The sequence below is a fragment of the Clostridioides sp. ES-W-0016-02 genome, from assembly GCF_020641035.1.
GTDB lineage: Bacteria > Bacillota > Clostridia > Peptostreptococcales > Peptostreptococcaceae > Clostridioides.
In genome coordinates this window covers 3,191,905-3,210,795 of record NZ_CP061361.1, presented here as the reverse complement: position 1 = coordinate 3,210,795, position 18,891 = coordinate 3,191,905, and the positions used below count along the sequence as shown (strand labels likewise).

The 18,891-nt window shown below is 29.1% G+C and carries 16 protein-coding genes; all 16 read left to right on the top strand.

The features are described 5' to 3' along the window. Nucleotides 1-14: 14 nt before the first annotated feature. The 16 genes from IC758_RS15130 to IC758_RS15055 all read left to right on the top strand — a co-directional run bounded on the left by IC758_RS15130 (nucleotide 15) and on the right by IC758_RS15055 (nucleotide 18,890). Nucleotides 15-1,166 (top strand): DUF5009 domain-containing protein, encoded by a 1,152-nt coding sequence (locus IC758_RS15130; protein WP_227860556.1) that lies wholly within the window; start codon nucleotides 15-17, stop codon nucleotides 1,164-1,166. Nucleotides 1,167-1,425: 259 nt separating this feature from the next. Then, complete coding sequence (locus tag IC758_RS15125) at nucleotides 1,426-3,450, top strand: N-acetylmuramoyl-L-alanine amidase (RefSeq protein WP_227835265.1); 2,025 nt, start codon at nucleotides 1,426-1,428, stop codon at nucleotides 3,448-3,450. 219 nt (nucleotides 3,451-3,669) lie between these two features. Further along, on the top strand, nucleotides 3,670-4,356 hold the full coding sequence (locus tag IC758_RS15120; protein ID WP_227434450.1) for a sugar transferase: 687 nt from the start codon (nucleotides 3,670-3,672) through the stop codon (nucleotides 4,354-4,356). 94 nt (nucleotides 4,357-4,450) lie between these two features. Next, nucleotides 4,451-5,506 (top strand): cell wall-binding repeat-containing protein, encoded by a 1,056-nt coding sequence (locus tag IC758_RS15115; RefSeq protein ID WP_227434451.1) that lies wholly within the window; start codon nucleotides 4,451-4,453, stop codon nucleotides 5,504-5,506. 115 nt (nucleotides 5,507-5,621) lie between these two features. Next, nucleotides 5,622-7,178, top strand: a complete 1,557-nt coding sequence (gene murJ / locus IC758_RS15110) for a murein biosynthesis integral membrane protein MurJ (RefSeq protein WP_227835266.1) — start codon at nucleotides 5,622-5,624, stop codon at nucleotides 7,176-7,178. 45 nt (nucleotides 7,179-7,223) lie between these two features. After that, a complete protein-coding gene (locus IC758_RS15105; protein ID WP_227860555.1) occupies nucleotides 7,224-8,930 on the top strand; it encodes a phospho-sugar mutase in 1,707 nt (568 codons plus the stop codon). A 21-nt stretch (nucleotides 8,931-8,951) separates the two neighbouring features. Next, entirely contained in the window at nucleotides 8,952-10,025 is a 1,074-nt protein-coding gene (locus IC758_RS15100; protein WP_227830833.1) for a mannose-1-phosphate guanylyltransferase, read from the top strand. 11 nt (nucleotides 10,026-10,036) lie between these two features. Further along, nucleotides 10,037-10,759, top strand: a complete 723-nt coding sequence (locus tag IC758_RS15095) for a glycosyltransferase (RefSeq protein WP_227434455.1) — start codon at nucleotides 10,037-10,039, stop codon at nucleotides 10,757-10,759. A 15-nt stretch (nucleotides 10,760-10,774) separates the two neighbouring features. Beyond that, nucleotides 10,775-11,932, top strand: coding sequence for a polysaccharide polymerase (locus IC758_RS15090; protein ID WP_227824291.1), 1,158 nt, complete (start codon nucleotides 10,775-10,777; stop codon nucleotides 11,930-11,932). 2 nt (nucleotides 11,933-11,934) lie between these two features. After that, nucleotides 11,935-12,774 (top strand): glycosyltransferase family 2 protein, encoded by an 840-nt coding sequence (locus IC758_RS15085; protein WP_227434457.1) that lies wholly within the window; start codon nucleotides 11,935-11,937, stop codon nucleotides 12,772-12,774. 14 nt (nucleotides 12,775-12,788) lie between these two features. After that, nucleotides 12,789-13,964 carry a CDP-glycerol glycerophosphotransferase family protein gene (locus IC758_RS15080; RefSeq protein ID WP_227482119.1) on the top strand — a complete coding sequence of 392 codons (1,176 nt, stop codon included), beginning with the start codon at nucleotides 12,789-12,791 and terminating at the stop codon, nucleotides 13,962-13,964. Nucleotides 13,965-13,992: 28 nt separating this feature from the next. Next, nucleotides 13,993-14,742, top strand: a complete 750-nt coding sequence (locus tag IC758_RS15075; protein ID WP_227434459.1) for a glycosyltransferase family 2 protein — start codon at nucleotides 13,993-13,995, stop codon at nucleotides 14,740-14,742. Nucleotides 14,743-14,763: 21 nt separating this feature from the next. Beyond that, nucleotides 14,764-15,672: a glycosyltransferase family A protein gene (locus IC758_RS15070; RefSeq protein ID WP_227482120.1), complete on the top strand. Its 909-nt coding sequence runs from the start codon at nucleotides 14,764-14,766 to the stop codon at nucleotides 15,670-15,672. 47 nt (nucleotides 15,673-15,719) lie between these two features. Continuing rightward, nucleotides 15,720-16,472: a glycosyltransferase family 2 protein gene (locus tag IC758_RS15065; RefSeq protein ID WP_227482121.1), complete on the top strand. Its 753-nt coding sequence runs from the start codon at nucleotides 15,720-15,722 to the stop codon at nucleotides 16,470-16,472. Further along, nucleotides 16,426-17,793: a UDP-glucose dehydrogenase family protein gene (locus IC758_RS15060; protein ID WP_413926633.1), complete on the top strand. Its 1,368-nt coding sequence runs from the start codon at nucleotides 16,426-16,428 to the stop codon at nucleotides 17,791-17,793. The genes IC758_RS15065 and IC758_RS15060 overlap by 47 nt, the downstream gene beginning before the upstream one ends. Before the next feature lie 5 nt (nucleotides 17,794-17,798). Then, nucleotides 17,799-18,890, top strand: a complete 1,092-nt coding sequence (locus tag IC758_RS15055; RefSeq protein WP_227434463.1) for a glycosyltransferase family 4 protein — start codon at nucleotides 17,799-17,801, stop codon at nucleotides 18,888-18,890. Nucleotide 18,891: the final 1 nt, after the last annotated feature.

Below are 18,891 nucleotides of genomic sequence, written 5' to 3'. Positions count from 1 at the left end.
TTGGGGGCGGTAATATGGAGAGTGGATTTGAAAGTAAATTAGATACAAAAATTATGAAAAATAGAGTTAAATCAATTGATATAATAAGAGGGCTATCAATAGCCCTCATGATAGTTTGCAATAATCCTGGGACTTGGATGAGAATGTATCCACAACTTAGACATGCTATATGGCATGGTGTAACACTTGCAGATTTTGCATTTCCTTTCTTTGTTATATCCTTAGGTGTTACAATTCCAATATCAATAAACAGTAAACTAAAGAATAATAAATCTACAATACGAATAATACTAAGTATATTTAAGAGAAGTATTTTACTAATGTTGTTTGGATTTTTCTTAAATTACCTAGGAAATCATGACTTAAGTACTGTAAGAATACTTGGGGTGCTTCAACGTATGGGATTAGTATACCTTGTAACTAGTCTAGTGTATTTACTACTAAAAAAACTGAATGTAGAAAGCACTGCAACTATAATTACTTTCTTATGTATATCTGCATTTATCATAGTGGGATATTATATAGTGGCAAAACCATATGGATTTGAGCTAGAAGGTTCTCTTGCACAATTAGTGGATTTCCATTTTTTCAAAGGACATTTGTACAAGCCAGAGTTTGAACCAGATGGATTTTTAACAAGTATAGTAGCAATTTCTTCAGGTATGTTAGGCTGTACTATGGGGTGTGTACTTCTAAAAGAAAATATAGGACAGTATAAAAAATTCTTTAAAATATTAATTATGAGTATCATTTTACTTATATGTGCTTTTGCTTTTAATCAATATTTTCCATTTAATAAGAGATTATGGTCAAGTTCATTCGTACTTTTAATGGCTGGAAGTTATGGTATTTTATTGGCAATATTTTACTTTATATGTGACATCAAAAATAAAAGCAAAATATTTACTCCAATAATAGCACTTGGAAGTAGCCCTATTTTTACATATATGTGTCTTGAAATATTGAGCCATGTGTTTTGGAATTTACCAAAACTTACTGATAAAGTAGATTATCCTACTACTTTGGTGGAATGGACTACATATGAATTTATAACACCTTGGGCAGGTACAACATGGGATTCTCTTGTATTTTCTCTCTTGTATGTATTGTTTTGGGTTATAATAATGTCGTTTATGTATAAAAAGAAAATATTTATTAAAATTTAATGTAGTGTTTTGTTTAAAAAAATATTTATTCAATTTGTTTAAATATGCAGAAATTCTCAGTAATAATCCAGTTTTTCCCTAGCGAAAATTAAAAAAACATGCCATAAAAGATTACAAAAAGATTACAATTTGTAATCTTTTGTGCTATAATGAAAAAAGATTTACATAATATTGAATTTATGTAATATAAAACAAGTTCAAGAAGAATTAAATAAGAATTAAATAAGATTTAAAGATCTAAAAATCTAGGGGGGATACGATGAGAAAGAGAACAAAATTATTAGCAACAGGAATGTTGTCTATAGCAATGGTGGCACCAAACGTGGCTTTAGCAGCGGAAAATACTACTGCAAATACAGAATCTAATTCAGATATTAATATAAATTTACAAAGAAAAAGTGTTGTGTTAGGAAGTAAATCGAATGCAAGTGTAAAGTTTAAAGAAAAATTAAATGCTGATTCAATAACATTAAACTTTATGTGTTATGATATGCCACTTGAAGCTACTTTAAATTACAATGAAAAAACAGATACATATGAAGGTGTAATAAACTATAACAAAGACCCAGAATACTTAAATGTATGGGAACTTCAAAGCATAAAAGTAAATGGTAAAGATGGACAGAAGGTTTTAAATAAAGAAGATTTAGAATCTATGGGGTTAAATCTTAAAGATTATGATGTTACACAAGAGTTTATAATAAGTGATGCTAACTCAACAAAAGCAGTGAATGAATATATGAGAAAAACTTCTGCACCAGTAAAAAAACTTGCAGGAGCTACTAGATTTGAGACAGCAGTTGAGATAAGTAAACAAGGATGGAAAGATGGAGCTAGTAAGGTTGTAATAGTTAATGGAGAACTAGCAGCAGATGGAATCACAGCTACTCCACTTGCTTCTACATATGATGCACCAATATTACTTGCAAATAAAGATGATATACCAGAAAGTACAAAGGCTGAATTAAAACGTCTAAACCCAAGTGATGTAATAATCATAGGTGATGATGGTTCAGTTTCACAAAAGGCAGTATCTCAAATAAAATCTGCTGTAGATGTAAATGTAACTCGTATTGGTGGAGTTGATAGACATGAAACATCTTTACTTATAGCAAAAGAAATCGATAAGTATCATGATGTTAATAAGATATATATAGCAAATGGATATGCTGGTGAGTACGATGCTCTTAATATTTCATCAAAAGCAGGTGAAGACCAACAACCTATAATATTAGCTAATAAAGATTCTGTACCAGAAAGTACATATAATTGGCTATCTTCACAAGGTTTAGAAGAAGCTTATTACATAGGTGGAGACCAAAGTCTATCATCAAAACTTATAGATAAAATATCTAAGATAGCAAAAAATGGGACTTCAAAAAACAGAGTATCTGGAGCTGATAGACATGAAACTAATGCGAAGGTAATTAAGACTTTCTATCCAGATAAAGAATTGAGTGCAATGTTAGTTGCAAAATCTGACATAATAGTTGACTCAATAACAGCAGGACCTTTAGCAGCTAAGTTGAAATCTCCAATACTTATAACTCCAAAAACTTACGTTTCTGCATACCATAGTACAAATTTATCAGAAAAAACAGCAGGAACAGTATATCAAATTGGTGATGGAATGAAGGATAGTGTTATAAATTCTATAGCATCTAGTTTATCAAAACACAATGCACCAACAGAACCAGAAAATCCAGGTTCAGCAGCAGGAAAAACTGTAGTGATAGACCCAGGTCATGGGGGTTCTGACTCAGGAGCAACAAGTGGATTAAATGGTGGAGCTCAAGAAAAGAAATATACTCTTAATACAGCACTAGCAACTACTGAATATTTACGTTCAAAAGGTATAAATGTTGTTATGACTAGAGATACAGATAAAACAATGGCTTTAGGAGAAAGAACGACATTATCAAACACTATAAAGCCAGATTTATTTACAAGTATACATTACAATGCATCTAATGGAGCTGGTAATGGTGTGGAAATTTTTTACAAAGTAAAAGATAAAAATGGTGGAACAACTAAGACTGCGGCATCAAATATATTAAAAAGAATATTAGAGAAATTTAATATGCAAAATAGAGGAATCAAGACAAGAACACTTGCTAATGGAAATGATTACCTATATGTATTAAGAAACAATAAATATCCTGCAATACTTGTAGAATGCGCATTTATAGACAATAAGAGCGACATGGATAAGTTAAATACAGCAGAAAAAGTAAAGACAATGGGAACTCAAATTGGAATAGGAATAGAAGATACAGTAAAATAAAATAAAAAATATTAAAGCAAAATATATCATCTCCTGTTATAATGTAAAATATAGCAAGAGATGATATATTTTTGCAAAGAATCAAATTGTTTACAATGACGTTTATTGTATTGATAAACTTCTCATTATTGAGTATAATATAGAAATAAGTCAAAAATAAGATAGAAATACGTTGAAATTAAGAATTTAAAAATTTTTTATTCCAATATGGAGGTAACTATGTCTGGATATACTAATGATGAATGTGAAATACCTAAAGTTACAAGCTATCCAGGGGCAGATAAAGAAATTGCAAGTGAGATTGACTATAGCATAGTAAAAGGCACAGTGTTGTTTGACTTGTACCAAAGAGTTGTGGATTTAGTTTTATCTATATTAGGACTTGTAGTAGGTTTACCTTTAATAGCAATATTTGGAATTCTTATTAAAATAGAGGACAAAGGACCAATAACTTATAAGCAAGAAAGACTAGGAAAATGCGGGAGAAGATTCTATATATATAAATTGAGATCTATGAGAACAGACGCAGAAAAATTTGGCGCACAATGGGCTGAAAAAGATGATCCTAGAATAACTAAGGTTGGAAAGTTTATTAGGAAAACTAGAATTGATGAGATTCCACAGCTGTTTAATATATTAAAGGGGGACATGGGCTTAATAGGTCCTAGACCAGAGAGACCAAACTTTACTGTTCAATTTAATGAGGAAATACCTGGATTTATCAACAGGCTTGCTATAAAACCTGGACTTACAGGTTGGGCACAAGTAAATGGTGGATACGAAATCACTCCTGAAGAAAAACTTAAAGAAGATATTTACTATATAAAAAATAGGAGTATATTACTTGACTTTAAGATACTCTTTAAAACTGTTAAAGTAGTATTGACAGGAGACGGAGCTAGATAATTTTAAAATATTAGATTATTAATCAATGAAAAAGCTCTTTAAAAAAGAGCTTTTTTATTGTCAAAAAATACAAAAAGAAAAGGAATGAGAACTTATGATTAAAAAAATTTCTACTATATTATCGTTAGTTTTGCTAATCTCTATTTCTAGTACAGTGGGGGTATTTGCAGATGTAAGTCCTAAAAAAGAGTTGATAGAAGGTAGTATACCAGAGATTTCAACAGAATTAAATAAAAGAGTGTTCAAGAATTCTAAAGAAGTAATTCTTGTAAATGAAGAGTCAATTGTAGATAGTATAAGTGCAACACCTTTGGCATATGTAAAAAATGCTCCGATAGTTGTAACTAAGAGTAAAAATGTTGGTAGAGTAACAAGAAATTATCTAAAAGAGCTAGGTCCAGAGAAGGTTACGATAATAGGTGGTTTAAAGGCAGTATCTAAAGATGCTGAACGTAATATAGAGAAAATGGGAATTAAAGTGGAAAGAATAAGAGGAAAAGACAGATATGATACATCTTTAAAGATAGCTAGAGAAATGTACAGAACAGTAGGATTCGATAAGGCATTTTTACTTAGCTCAACTACAGGATTAGAGAATGCCATATCTGTATATTCTTATGCAGCTAAAAATGGAATGCCAATAATATGGGCTCAAGATGAAGGTTTTGAAGAACAAATTGACTTCTTAAAAAGTAAAAACCTTGAAAAAATATATGCATTAGGTGATTCAAAAGAGTTTATTGCAGACATTGATTCTAGCTTAAAGAATATAGAAGGTATAAAGCAAATAAATAAGTCAAGCACAAATGTCGATTTAATAAAGAAGTTTTATGATGAAAAAGATATAAAGAAAATCTATACTGCTAAATTAGATTTTGGAAGTAGATCTGATGTAAACGAATATATTTCTTTGGGAGTAGTATCGGCCAAAGAAAATATGCCAATACTGATTTGTAGTGATAATTTAAGTCATGCACAAGATAAATTTTTGAAAGATAACAACATAAGTGATGTAATTGAAGTTGGATATACAGTAGGTAATTATAGTCTGTTAAAGAGTATACTTAATTTAACATCCTTATCTTGTATAATATTAATACTATTATTACTATTGATTGTATTTAGAGCGCTTAGATATGAGTCAAGATAGTCTTTAATTTATTAAGGAAGCTTTTCATAGGTTAAATTTACTTAATCAGAATAATGTTTATAAGCAGTTTTAAAAGTTCTACTTTTAGAGTTTAAATTAGAGAAGGAGAAAGAAAATGTCAAAAACAGCTAAAGCAGCATTGTGGATTATGGCGGCCACTATGTTTTCAAAAGTATTAGGTTTCCTTAGAGAACTTGTACTTGCAAATTTCTATGGAACAGGTATGTATGCAGACGTATTTGTATTAACATTAAATATACCTGGTTTAATCATAGCAGTCATAGGTTCTGCAATTGCTACAACTTATATACCTATGTACTTTGAGACAAAGAAAAGACTCGGAGATGAAGGTGCCTTAAAATTTACTAACAATGTTTTAAATATATGCTATATAATGGCTATAATAATAGCTATTTTGGGGCTTTTATTTACAGAGCAATTTGTTACAGTATTTGCAGCAGGATTTAGAAGTGACCCTGCTAAGTTTCAAGCAGCAATACTATTTACTAAAATAATGATTTCAGGAGTTTTGTTCTTGAGTGGAAGTAAAATATTTAGTTCATTTTTACAGGTGAATGACAGTTTTGTAATTCCAGGTCTTATAGGAATTCCATATAATATCATAATAATAGCAGCAATAGCACTAAGTGCAGGTAAAAATGTATGGATACTACCAGCAGGAGCATTGGTTGCCATGGCAAGTCAGTTATTGTTTCAACTCCCATTTGCATTTAAGAAGTCCTACAAGTATAAACCATATATAAATTTAAAGGATGAGTCCATAAAAGAATTAGTGAATCTAGTCTTGCCTATGTTAATAGGTGTAGCTGTTGGACAGTTAAATATATTTGTTGACAGGTTATTGGCAACTACTTTGGGGGATGGAAAGTTGTCTGCCCTTAACTATGCAAATAGACTAAATGAGTTTGTTATGGCATTATTTGTTACATCTATAATAACAGTTATATATCCTAAGTTAGCAAAAATGTCGGGTAAAGATAATAAAGAAGGCTTTATAAGTACTATTGTAAAGTCATCAAATTGTATTATATTGGTAGTGCTTCCAATATCCATAGGAGCTATTATATTAGCAGAACCTCTAGTTAGAATACTATTCCAAAGGGGTAAGTTTGATGCATTATCAACAGACCTTACATCTATAGCTCTTAGATTATATTCGTTAGGTTTATTGGCTTGTGGGGTAAGAGATGTTTTATATAGAGCATTCTATTCTCTTTCAGATACAAAGACACCAATGATAAATGGAAGTATCGCGCTAATAATAAATATAGTTCTTAATTTAATATTGATAAGACCACTTGGTCATGCAGGTATTGCTATATCAACTAGTACGTCTAATATAATTACAGTTATATTATTGTTTATATCTCTTAAAAAGAAAACTGGATATTTTGGAGGAGATAAAATCATAAAGACTGGTCTTAAAAGTTTGGTAGCATCAGGTGTGATGGCAGTAGTCACTTTATTGATATATAACAATCTATATGCATTTATAGGTGCAGGAACAATTAAAGAAATTATAGCAGTTGGAACTGGAGTATTAGGTGGGGCTTCTGTATATACGATATTGATAGTTTTATTTAAGGTAGAAGAGATGGACTTAGCTTTTGAATTTTTAAAAAAAGGAAAGCAAAAACTACTTAAAAGATAGACATTTACCTTAAAAAATTAAAATAGAGTCAGAAAGGATGAAAATATGGATTATAAAAATAATTATGAGATGTGGTTAAATTCTCCTTATTTTGATGAACAAACCAAAGAAGAGCTATTAAGTATAAAGGATGATGACAAAGAAATACAAGATAGATTCTATAAAAATTTAGAATTTGGTACAGGTGGTCTAAGGGGTATAATAGGAGCGGGAACTAATAGAATCAATATTTATACTGTTAGACGTGCAACACTTGGAATTTCAAATTATATTATGAAGACGCAAGGTGAAGAAGGAAAGCAAAAAGGAATTGTTATAGCACATGATAGTAGATACATGTCAAGAGAGTTTTGTATAGAAGTAGCTAAAACTTTAAGTGCATATGGTGTAAAGGCTTATATTTTTGAAGAGTTAAAGCCTACACCAGAACTTTCTTTTGCTGTTAGACATTTAAAGTGTGCTATGGGAATAGTAATAACAGCAAGTCATAATCCTAAAGAGTACAATGGATATAAGGTATATGACTCAGATGGAGGTCAAATCTGTATAGATATGGCCAATGATATAATTGCAGAAGTTAATAAGATTGATGATTACAGTATCATTAAAAGTGTAGATTTTGAAGAAGCTTTATCTAAAAATTTAATAACTATATTAGATAATGAAATAGATGATGAGTTTATAAAGGCTGTTAAGAAGCAAGTTTTAAGACAAAGCACGATAGATGAATATGGAAAAAAATTAAAAATAATATATACACCTATTCATGGAACCGGAAATAAACCAGTAAGAAGAGTCTTAAATGAATGTGGCTTTGAAAATGTAATGGTGGTTAAGGAGCAAGAATTGCCAGATTCTAATTTTTCAACAGTTAAGTATCCTAATCCTGAAGAAAAGTCAGTATTTAATATAGCTATTGAAATGGCAAAGAGTAATGGTACTGATTTGATAATAGGGACAGACCCTGATTGTGACAGAGTAGGTGTTGTTGTAAAAGATTCTAGTGGTGAGTATGTAGTCTTAAATGGAAACCAAGTTGGCTCACTTTTAGTTAGATATATAGTAGAGAGTTTAGTTGAAGAAAATAAACTTCCTAAAAACAATCCTACAATAATAAAAACTATAGTTACATCAGAACTAGGTGCAAAAATAGCAAAGGCTTATAATGTAGATTGTTTGAATACTTTAACAGGGTTCAAATTTATAGGAGAAAAAATAAAAGCGTTTGAAGAAAGTAATGATAGAAGCTTTATAATGGGATATGAGGAAAGCTATGGTTACTTAATTGGAACTCATGCTAGAGATAAAGATGGTGTTGTATCTTCGCTTATGATATGTGAAATGGCAGCATACTATTTTTCAAAAGGTATGAACTTGTATGAAGCCTTGATAGATACATATAATAAATTTGGGTACTACAAAGAGGAATTAAAGTCAGTGACTTTAAAAGGCATAGAAGGAATAAAAAAAATAAAAGAGATGATGCTTTACTTTAGAAGTGTTAAAATAGATAATGTGGCTGATGTAAAAGTAGATAAGATTTTAGATTATAAAGATGGAGTAGATGATTTACCTAAATCAGATGTACTTAAATTTTTACTTGAAGATGGTTCTTGGATAGCTATAAGACCTTCAGGTACAGAACCTAAAATTAAATTTTACTTTGGAGCAAATTCAGATAACCAAGAAGATGTAGAATCTAAGTTGAATAATTTAATATCTTATATATTAAATGTGGTGGATTCTATATAAAGAGCTAAGGGGAGATAAACGATGAAAGTATATAATGTCATAATGGCTGGAGGAGGCGGAACTCGTTTCTGGCCACTTAGTAGACAAGAAGTACCTAAGCAGCTTATAAATTTAAGTGGAGAAGATGCTTTAATAAATGAAACTATAAACAGAATAGATTCTCTAGCAAACAAAGAGGATTTATTTATAGTAACTAATGAGAAGCAAATGGACGCTTTAAAAGATACAGTAAAAGATAAATGTTTATACAGTAATATCTTACCAGAACCATGTGCCAGAAATACGGCAGCAGCTATAGGTTTTGCAGCCTTTAACATAATGAAAAAATATGGTGATGGTGTTATGTGTGTATATCCAGCTGACCATTATATAAAAGATGAAAAAGAATTTAAAGCTATTTTAGAAAAAGCTATTTATATAGCAGAAAATAATGATAAACTAGTAACTATTGGGATAAATCCTACATTCCCATCAACAGGATATGGATACATAAACTTTAGTAGAGAAAATACAATAGAAAATGTTGCATATGAAGTAGTGGAGTTTGTAGAAAAGCCAAACTATGAAATTGCTAAAGAGTATGTAAATTCTAAGAAATATGTGTGGAATAGTGGTATGTTTGTATGGAAGGTATCCAAGATATTGGAAGATTTTAAGAGATACTTACCAAAAGTATATGAAAAATTAGAGGAAATCAGTAATTACTTAGGAACAGAAGAAGAAATAGAAAAAATAAGAGAAATCTATCCAACAATACAATCAATCTCTATAGATTATGGTATTATGGAAAGAAGTAATGACGTTATAGTAGTTCCTGGTGATTTTGGTTGGAATGATGTTGGTTCTTGGGACTCCCTAGGTGCGATATATCCAACTGATGATGAAGGTAACATCAAAAGAGGTGAAAATATTACTATAGATACTAAAAACTCAATTATATATTCAGATGACAAATTAATATCGACAATAGGTATTAGTGATTTGATAGTAGTATCTACAAATGATGCAGTTATGGTTTGTAGAAAAGATAAAGCTCAAGATGTCAAAAAGATAGTAGAGCAATTAAAAGAAGAAGATAGACAAGAATATATGTAGGAGGTGTTCATTTGATTCCTAAAAAAATACATTATGTATGGTTTGGTGGTCCAAAAGGAAATATAGAAAATATATGTATAAATTCATGGAAAGAAAAACTTCCAGAATATGAGATAGTAGAGTGGAATGAAAAAAACTTTGATATAGAGAAAGAAATAAAAGGAAATAAGTTTTTGGAAGAATGTTATAAAAGAAAGCTTTGGGCATTCATATCAGATTATACAAGAGTAAGGGTACTCTATGAACAAGGTGGAGTTTATCTGGATACAGATATGCAGATATTAAAGGATATAACTCCTCTCTTAGAAAATAATAGGCTTATATGTGGATATGAAGATGATGGAGAATACATGAATGCAGCCATAGTAGGTGTAGAAAAAGGACATCCTTTCTTTAAAGATTTATTAGAGTACTACGAAAAAGAGGTGCTTACTTCTTCATTGTTTACAATACCAAAAGTTATGACTTATCTTATGGAAAAAAATTATAAAAAGATTGACCAAAATAACTATGAAGAAGGCATCCGTGTCTACGATAAAGAATATTTTTATCCTTTTGGATTTAAAGAAGACTTTACACCAGAATGTATTACAGAAAATACTTATGGAATACATTGGTGGGGAAAAAGTTGGGCTAAGAAAAGAAATTATTTCTTAGAAAGTAAGCACTTAACAGGTGTAAATAAGATATGGAAGTGTTGTAAAATATTTGCAAGTAATACTTTAAGAAGCTAAAAGGGAGAAAGTGAAATGAAGACTTTAAACGATGATAGAAATATTATGATTAAAAAATATCTTTATATATTTGTTTTGTTTATCATAGTACTTAGAAAGTATATGATATCATTTATTGACCCAGATTTGAGTATAGGGATAATTAAATCAGCGTTATTTTATTCTTCAATAGGAATACTAATGCTACTTTTTTTATTTGATAAGAAAAAAAGTATAACAGAAATGGTGCTAGTTGGAGCTTGTGTATTACTTTATATATTAAATAGAGAAGGAGCTATATTATTAATTGTTTTGTTAGCTGTATCAGCTAAACAAATAGATGATAAATGTATAGTTAAAAGTTATTTAATAATATCTGTATGTTTTTTAATAGGAGCTATATTATTATTCAATTTATTTCCTTCATTAGTATTTAATCAGGAAGTCCACTATAGATATATAGGAAAATTAGATACGCTTGTTACAAGAATGGATTTTGGACTTGGTAATCCAAATGGAGTATTTTATTATATGGTTACTATATATGCAGCATATATATTCTTAAGATATAAAAACTATAATAAATGGGATAGAATAATTTTATTTGGATCTGCATTCTTTGTTTATCAAACTACATATAGTAGAACTGGCTTTTTTACTATATTAGCAGGATTAATATTTGTAGAGATAATAAGAGTGATAGACCTAAAAAAAATAAAAGTACTACCAATGCTTATAAAGACATCACCGATAATACTTACTTTATTTAGTGTAATTATTGGTATGATGTTTTCTAAAAGTAGTGTACTAAATAGATTATTAGCAAGTAGACCTAAGTTCTGGAATGTATACTTAGCTCAAGAGGGAAATTTTATGAAACCTTTTGGAAATTCATATAGTGCTGCTATAAAAGCAACTAATCCATTAGACAGTTCTTATATATATATAATTAGTGTACTAGGAGTAATTGCTTGCATCTTATTTATGTTTTTGATGTATAAAGGTATACAAAGCTTTATAGAAAAAGATAAAAAAGAGTATTTAGTAGCTTTATTCATATTTTTACTATATTCTTTTGCAGAAAATTTATTATTAGAAGCTTCATTTAGTTTCACAATAGTATTACTAATAAAAGAAGTAATATTAAACGATAAAAGAGAGGTAGATTTGTGGAAAATGAAAAGTAGGAGGTAGTAATGTTAATATCATTAATAATGCCAACATTAAATAGATATGATGATATATACTTACTTATGGATAGCTTAGAAAATCAAACTTACAAGAACTTTGAACTTATAGTAATAGATCAAAATGATAATAACAAAGTTAAGGAGATAGTTGATAAATACGTTGATAAGTTAGATATAAAGTATATAAAAAGCGATAAGCTAGGATTAAGTTATAACAGAAATGTAGGCATAGATAATGCTAAAGGGCAAATTATAGGTTTTCCTGATGATGACTGTGTCTACGAAAATGATACATTAGAAAAAGTTACAAACTTCTTTAATAAAAATAAAGATTATAAAATATACAGTTGTAAAACTATGGATGCAAATAAAATTGATGCATTTAAGAAAATGTATGATGGAACTTGTGATATCACAAGTTCCAACGTTTTAAATACTATAACATCCATAACTTTTTTTGTTGATTTTGGAGAAAAAGAATATACACGATTTGACGAAAAATTAGGTGTTGGTGGAGATTTTGGTGCTGGTGAAGAGATAGATTATGTTTTAAACCTGTTGAGTTTAGGATTTAAAGGAAAATACTTTGGGAATGATATAATTTACCATCCTGCAAAAAAACATTCTAAATCTAAAGAAAAGTATCAAAAAGATTATAACTATGGAAGAGGTTTTGGAGCCATTTGCAAAAAAGAAATAGTCTATAGAAAGAATTATAAGTTTGTAAAGGTTATGGCATCAAAGCTTGTAAGAAATATAGGCGGTCTTATATTGAGTTCCAACAAAGATTATCATAGTGCCACTATAAAAGGAAGAATTAATGGATTTAGACAGTATAAGTTATAATGAGGATGGTGTTTATGGACAAGGTTAAATTTTTAATAAATATGCTTTTGGCTTTTTTTATGTATCCATTTAATAAGCATAAGTTTAATGGTAGAAATATTTGGCTTATAGGTGGACATTCAGGAGATATATACAATGATAATGCCAAGTTCTTTTATGAGTATATGTTGAAAGAACATAATGATGTAGAAACTTATTGGGTAGTAAATAAAGACAGTAAAGTATTCAATAAAATTCCAGGCAAGAAATTAATAAGAGGAAGTGTAGAAAACTATCTATATTATTACAATTCAAAAGCTATAGTATTTTCACATGCGCCATCAGCAGATATAGCACCTTATAACTTTGCTGTACCTGTTCTTAATTATTTCCATAAAAAGACGATAAAAGTATTCTTAAATCATGGAACGATAAGTTTTAAAAAGAGAAAGCCAATGAATAAAAAGTTTAAAAATATTATAGATAACCTATATAAAAGTTATAATATAGTTACAGCAAGTTCTGAGTTTGAAAGAGATGTTATGGTAAATGATTGGGGAATGTTAGATGACTCAGTTTATATAATTGGAAATGCAAGATATGACAATTTACCAACAAATGAAGTTGCACAAACACGAGATATATTATATACTCCTACATGGAGAGACTGGATAAAATTTAGTTCAGGAAAATTTACAGATACAGATTATTTTAAAAATATAATGAATTTCTTGAATGATGATAAATTAAATAAAATATTAGATGAGAAAGATATAAATGTAAAAATTTATATGCATCATCTTATGCATGAGTTTATAGATGACATAAAAGAAAACATAACTGGTAAACGAATTGTATTTTTAGATAAAGGGGTAACTCTAGCAAATGAAATAAGAAAATCAGCTGCAAACATAACTGATTATTCAAGTGTTGCCATAGATTTTCTATATATGAACAGACCTATTTTATTTTATCAATTTGATTTAGATGAATATATGGAAAAAGTTGACTCGTATATAGATTTAAAAAGCGAAATGTTTGGGTCTTTGGCTTATAATAATGATGAAGCTGTGAATAAACTTATTGATATTATTGAAAATAATTTTGAGGTTATGGGTAACCAAAAAAATGAAAGAAATAAGTTTTTCAGATATAATGACAATAAGAACTGCAAGAGGATATATGATTGTGTATTAAGTAAAATTAAATAAATATTTTATAAATGATGAGGAAGGTAATATGAAGAAGAATTTAGTATCTATAATTACTCCCATGTATAATTCTGAAAAATTTATTGAAGCAACCATAAAATCAGTATTAAACCAAACTTATCAAGAATGGGAAATGTTAATTATTGATGATTGCTCAACAGATAATAGTCCTAGTATAGTCAAATCTTATATGCAACAAGATAGTAGAATAAAATGCATAAAGACTGAGACTAATAAGGGTGTCTCTAATGCTAGAAATCTAGCATTAAGTAATGCGACAGGACAATTTATAGCTTTTTTAGATAGTGATGACCAGTGGAATAGTAGTAAGTTAGAAAAACAAGTAAACTTTATGTTAGAAAATGACTATGTAATCTCATTTACTTCATATGAACTGATGGACGAAAATGATAAAAAGTTAAATAAAGTAATAAAAGTGCCACCTAATGTAGATTATAGAAGGTTATTAAAGGGAAATATTTTGGGATGTCTTACTGTTGTAATTGATAAGTCTAAATTGGATTTTGAAATTAAAATGAGTGGTGTAAGACATGAAGATTATGTCTTGTGGTTATCTATATTGAAAAGAGGACATATCGCTCATGGAATAAATGAAGTTTTAGCATTATATAGAAAATCTAGTAACTCCCTTAGTGGTAATAAGATAAAGGCTGCTATGTGGACTTGGAATATATATAGAAATATAGAAAAAATACCTCTATACAAAGCTATATACTACTTTATTAATTATGGAATAAATGGAATTAAAAAAAGTTAGATAGAGAGGAAGATTTAATTAATGTATAAATATAAATTTACTGTATTTACTCCAACATATAATAGAGCACATTTACTTGAAAATTTGTATAATGATTTAAAAGCTCAAACATATGATTTCAACGACTTTGAATGGTTGATTGTTGATGATGGAAGTAGTGACGGTACTAAAGAATTAGTTGAAAAATTTATATCAGAAGATAAATTAAATATAAGATATATATACAAAGAAAATGGAGGAAAGCATACTGCAATAAATCTAGGTGTAAAAAATGCAGATGGAGAACTATTTTTCATTGTAGATAGTGATGATGGTTTAATTAAAGATTCTCTTGAAATTGCTAATGATGAATGGAATTCTGTAGAAAATAAAGAAGGATTTAGTGGAGTTGTTGGACTTTGTGTATACCCAAGTGGAGATTTAATAGGCACAGAAATGCCTGAGGATAAAAAAATATGTCACTTTGCAGACCTATATTTTAAATATGGTGTTAAGGGAGATAAAAGCATAGTATTTGTAACTGATGAGCTTATAAAATTTCCTTTTCCAGAAAGAAAAGAAGTGAGATTTTTACCAGAAAGTGTAGTATGGAATGAAATGTCTAAATACTATAATGTTAAATGTGTAAACAAACCTATGATAATAAGAGATTATTTGGATGATGGTTTGACTAAGAATATATTAAATAAAAATGCATTAAAAGGTAGAGCATTAGAGTTTTTATATTTAATAAATCAAAATACATATCCTTTAGGTAGATATCCATATATGTGGATAAAGAATTACATAAATTTAGCTAGATACTCATTGTTATCTGACAGTCATTATTTTGGCGAAATCAAAAAAATATCTGATAAATTATTGTATTTAGTGTTATTCCCATTAGGATATTACAAATATATTGGACAAAAAAAGTTAGTATCTAAGTAAACTTGTTGGTATAGTACTGCTAGTTGCTATATAAGGAGAGTAAAAATATGAATGAGCCTTTAGTATCGATAATTACTCCTGTATATAATTCAGAAGAGTTTTTATCAGAGACAATAAAGTCAATCCAAAATCAAACTTATAAAAATTGGCAGCTTTTATTAGTGGATGATTGTTCTAAGGACAATTCAAGTGAAATTATAAAAAGTTTTCAAAAAGAAGATGCTAGAATAAAATATATAAAGCTTGAAAAAAATTCTGGAGCTGCAGTATCTAGGAATGTTGGTATTGAAAATGCGGAAGGTAGATTTATTGCATTTGTAGATAGTGATGATTTATGGGAGAGTAAAAAGTTAGAAATTCAGATAGGATATATGTTAAAAGAAAATATCGGGTTTTCTTTTACATCTTATAGATATATGAGACAAGATGGAACAAAAACGAGTAAAGTTGCAAGAGCACCTAAAAAGATTGACTATGAAGGATTACTTAGAAATACTATAATAGGGTGTTCTACTGTAGTCATCGATAAGGATGTCATAGGTGAATTTAGTATGCCTTTAGTAAGAAGAGGACAAGATACTGCAACTTGGTTACAATTACTTAAAAAGGAAAAATATGCATATGGAATTCAAGAAGATTTAGTGAATTATAGGCTAGTTGGGAATTCTATATCAAGCAATAAGATAAAAGCATTAAAACGAACTTGGAATACTTATAGAAATGTTGAAAATTTAAGTTTACCAAAAAGTCTATATGTATTTTGTTTCTATGTTTTTAATGCCATTAAAAAAAGAGTATAAGTTTTATATACTTGGAGGTAAAAAAATGAAAATAGCTATAGCTGGGACTGGATATGTAGGGCTAGTAACAGGTGTTTGTCTAGCAGAGGTAGGCAATGAAAATGTAATTTGTGTTGATATAGATGAACACAAAGTTAAATCGATGCAACTTGGGATAGCACCTATATATGAAGAAGGCCTAGAAGAACTTATGGTTAGAAATTATAAAAAAGGAAGAATAAATTATACTACAGATTATAAAAAAGCTTATGAAGATGTAGATATAATACTAATAGCTGTGGGAACTCCTGAAAGAAGTGATGGTTCAGCTAATTTAGATTATATAAAGGCAGTTGCAAAGCAAATAGCTGAAACTGTAACAAAAGATACTTTAGTAGTAATAAAATCTACAGTACCAATTGGAACAAATGAAGAAATAGAAGATTATATAAATAGAAACTTAAAAAATGATGTGAAAGTTGAACTTGCATCTAATCCAGAGTTTTTATCACAAGGTAGCGCAGTAAGAGATACTTTACATGCTTCAAGAATCGTTATAGGAGTGGAAAGTGAGTGGGCAAGAGAAATACTGGAAGAAATCTATAAACCTTTTAATCAACCTATAATAGTAACTAATAGAAATAGTGCTGAAATGATAAAATATGCATCAAATAATTTTTTAGCACTTAAGATATCTTTTATGAATGATATTGCAAATCTTTGTGAGATAGCAGGAGCTAATGTGGAAGATGTTGCCTTAGGAATGAGTTATGATGATAGAATAGGAAGTAAATTCTTAAAAGCAGGTATAGGTTATGGAGGTTCTTGTTTCCCTAAAGATACAAAAGCTCTTCACTGGTTGTCTGAACATAATGGATATGAGTTAAAAACAGTAAAAGCTGCTATAGAAGTGAATGAAAGCCAAAAACTTAAATTAGTTAGAAAGGCATCTAAACTAGTAGAGAGCTTTCAAGATATGAAAGTTGCTGTTTTAGGACTAACATTTAAGCCAGATACTGATGATATAAGAGAAGCTCCATCTATCCCAAATATAAAATATTTGCTTGAAAGAGGAGCAAAAGTTACTGCATTTGACCCAATAGGAGTTGAAAATACTAAGAAAATATTTGGAGATTCTATACTTTATGCTAAATCTATAGATGATACAATAGAAGATGCAGAGATATGTTTTATAATGACAGAGTGGAAAGATGTCTTAAATTATGATATACATAAGTATAAGGAAAAGATGAAAAATCCTTTAGTTCTAGATGGAAGAAATTGCTATAAGCTTGAAGATATGAAAGAACTAGGTATTGAGTATTATTCGATAGGAAGGTAAATATTATGAAGACTGTTTGTTATTTGGCTGATGGGTCAAATCCTCATACTTTGAAATGGTGTAGTTTTTTTAAAAATAAAGGATATGACATTCATGTAATCTCTTTAAATGGAGGTCACATGGAAGGAATTAAAATATATGATTTTGGTTCTAACGTAGAAGAACTGAAAAATGAAAATATTTCTAAAAAAACAGGATACTTAGGTTCAATAAAACAAATAAAGAAACTAGTAAATGAAATAAAGCCAGATATACTTCATGCACAATATGCAAGTAGCTATGGATTTATAGGGAGTTTACTTGGGTATCATCCATATATTATTTCTGTTTGGGGTACTGATATTTACGATTTCCCAAACAATGGTTTTATACAAAAACAAATTATAAAACATAACTTTAGAAAAGCAGATTATATATTTTCAAATAGTAGAGACATGGCTAAAGAAGCTAATAAATATACAACTAAGCATGTAGATGTAACCTTTTTCGGAGTAGATATGGATAGATTTAAACCTATGGAAGTAGAAAAAGAAGATGCTTTTGTAATAGGAATTATAAAGAGTTTGGAAAAAAAATATGGAATTGAATATTTAGTACAAGCATTTAAGATGTTGAAAGATGAATATAAAGAAAAGAAAATAATTTTAAAAATAGGTGGTTCTGGAAGTCAAATGGATAACTTAGTGAATTTGACTAAGGAATTAGGACTAGAAGAAGATGTTCAATTTTTAGGTAGAATATCTCCAGAGGATGTAAGTAAGACTTTTAATTCTTTTGATGTAACTGTATTTCCTTCTTTGAGAGAGGGTTTTGGTGTAGCTGCAATAGAATCAGAGTCTTGTGAAGTTCCTGTCATTGTTACAAATGTAGGTGGACATCCAGAATCTGTATTGAAAAATGAAACTGGGCTAATTGTAGAGCCAAAGCAACCAGAAGAAATAAAAAATGCTATAATAAAGCTAATGGAAAATGATGAACTTAGACTTAATATGGGTAAAAAAGGGCGTCAGTTTGTTAGAGAAAATTATGAAGTTAATTTAAACTTTAATGATATAGCAAAAATATACGACTCTATATTAGATAAATATAAAAAATAAG

What these genes read in the sequence shown, in the direction of transcription:
- IC758_RS15100 (WP_227830833.1), top strand. Translation starts at nt 8,952, where the DNA reads ATGAAAGTATATAATGTCATAATGGCTGGAGGAGGCGGAACTCGTTTC.
- IC758_RS15060 (WP_413926633.1), top strand. Translation starts at nt 16,426, where the DNA reads ATGTATTTTGTTTCTATGTTTTTAATGCCATTAAAAAAAGAGTATAAG.
- IC758_RS15080 (WP_227482119.1), top strand. Translation starts at nt 12,789, where the DNA reads ATGGACAAGGTTAAATTTTTAATAAATATGCTTTTGGCTTTTTTTATG.
- murJ (WP_227835266.1), top strand. Translation starts at nt 5,622, where the DNA reads ATGTCAAAAACAGCTAAAGCAGCATTGTGGATTATGGCGGCCACTATG.
- IC758_RS15120 (WP_227434450.1), top strand. Translation starts at nt 3,670, where the DNA reads ATGTCTGGATATACTAATGATGAATGTGAAATACCTAAAGTTACAAGC.
- IC758_RS15070 (WP_227482120.1), top strand. Translation starts at nt 14,764, where the DNA reads ATGTATAAATATAAATTTACTGTATTTACTCCAACATATAATAGAGCA.
- IC758_RS15115 (WP_227434451.1), top strand. Translation starts at nt 4,451, where the DNA reads ATGATTAAAAAAATTTCTACTATATTATCGTTAGTTTTGCTAATCTCT.
- IC758_RS15065 (WP_227482121.1), top strand. Translation starts at nt 15,720, where the DNA reads ATGAATGAGCCTTTAGTATCGATAATTACTCCTGTATATAATTCAGAA.
- IC758_RS15125 (WP_227835265.1), top strand. Translation starts at nt 1,426, where the DNA reads ATGAGAAAGAGAACAAAATTATTAGCAACAGGAATGTTGTCTATAGCA.
- IC758_RS15075 (WP_227434459.1), top strand. Translation starts at nt 13,993, where the DNA reads ATGAAGAAGAATTTAGTATCTATAATTACTCCCATGTATAATTCTGAA.
- IC758_RS15090 (WP_227824291.1), top strand. Translation starts at nt 10,775, where the DNA reads ATGAAGACTTTAAACGATGATAGAAATATTATGATTAAAAAATATCTT.
- IC758_RS15130 (WP_227860556.1), top strand. Translation starts at nt 15, where the DNA reads ATGGAGAGTGGATTTGAAAGTAAATTAGATACAAAAATTATGAAAAAT.
- IC758_RS15085 (WP_227434457.1), top strand. Translation starts at nt 11,935, where the DNA reads ATGTTAATATCATTAATAATGCCAACATTAAATAGATATGATGATATA.
- IC758_RS15105 (WP_227860555.1), top strand. Translation starts at nt 7,224, where the DNA reads ATGGATTATAAAAATAATTATGAGATGTGGTTAAATTCTCCTTATTTT.
- IC758_RS15055 (WP_227434463.1), top strand. Translation starts at nt 17,799, where the DNA reads ATGAAGACTGTTTGTTATTTGGCTGATGGGTCAAATCCTCATACTTTG.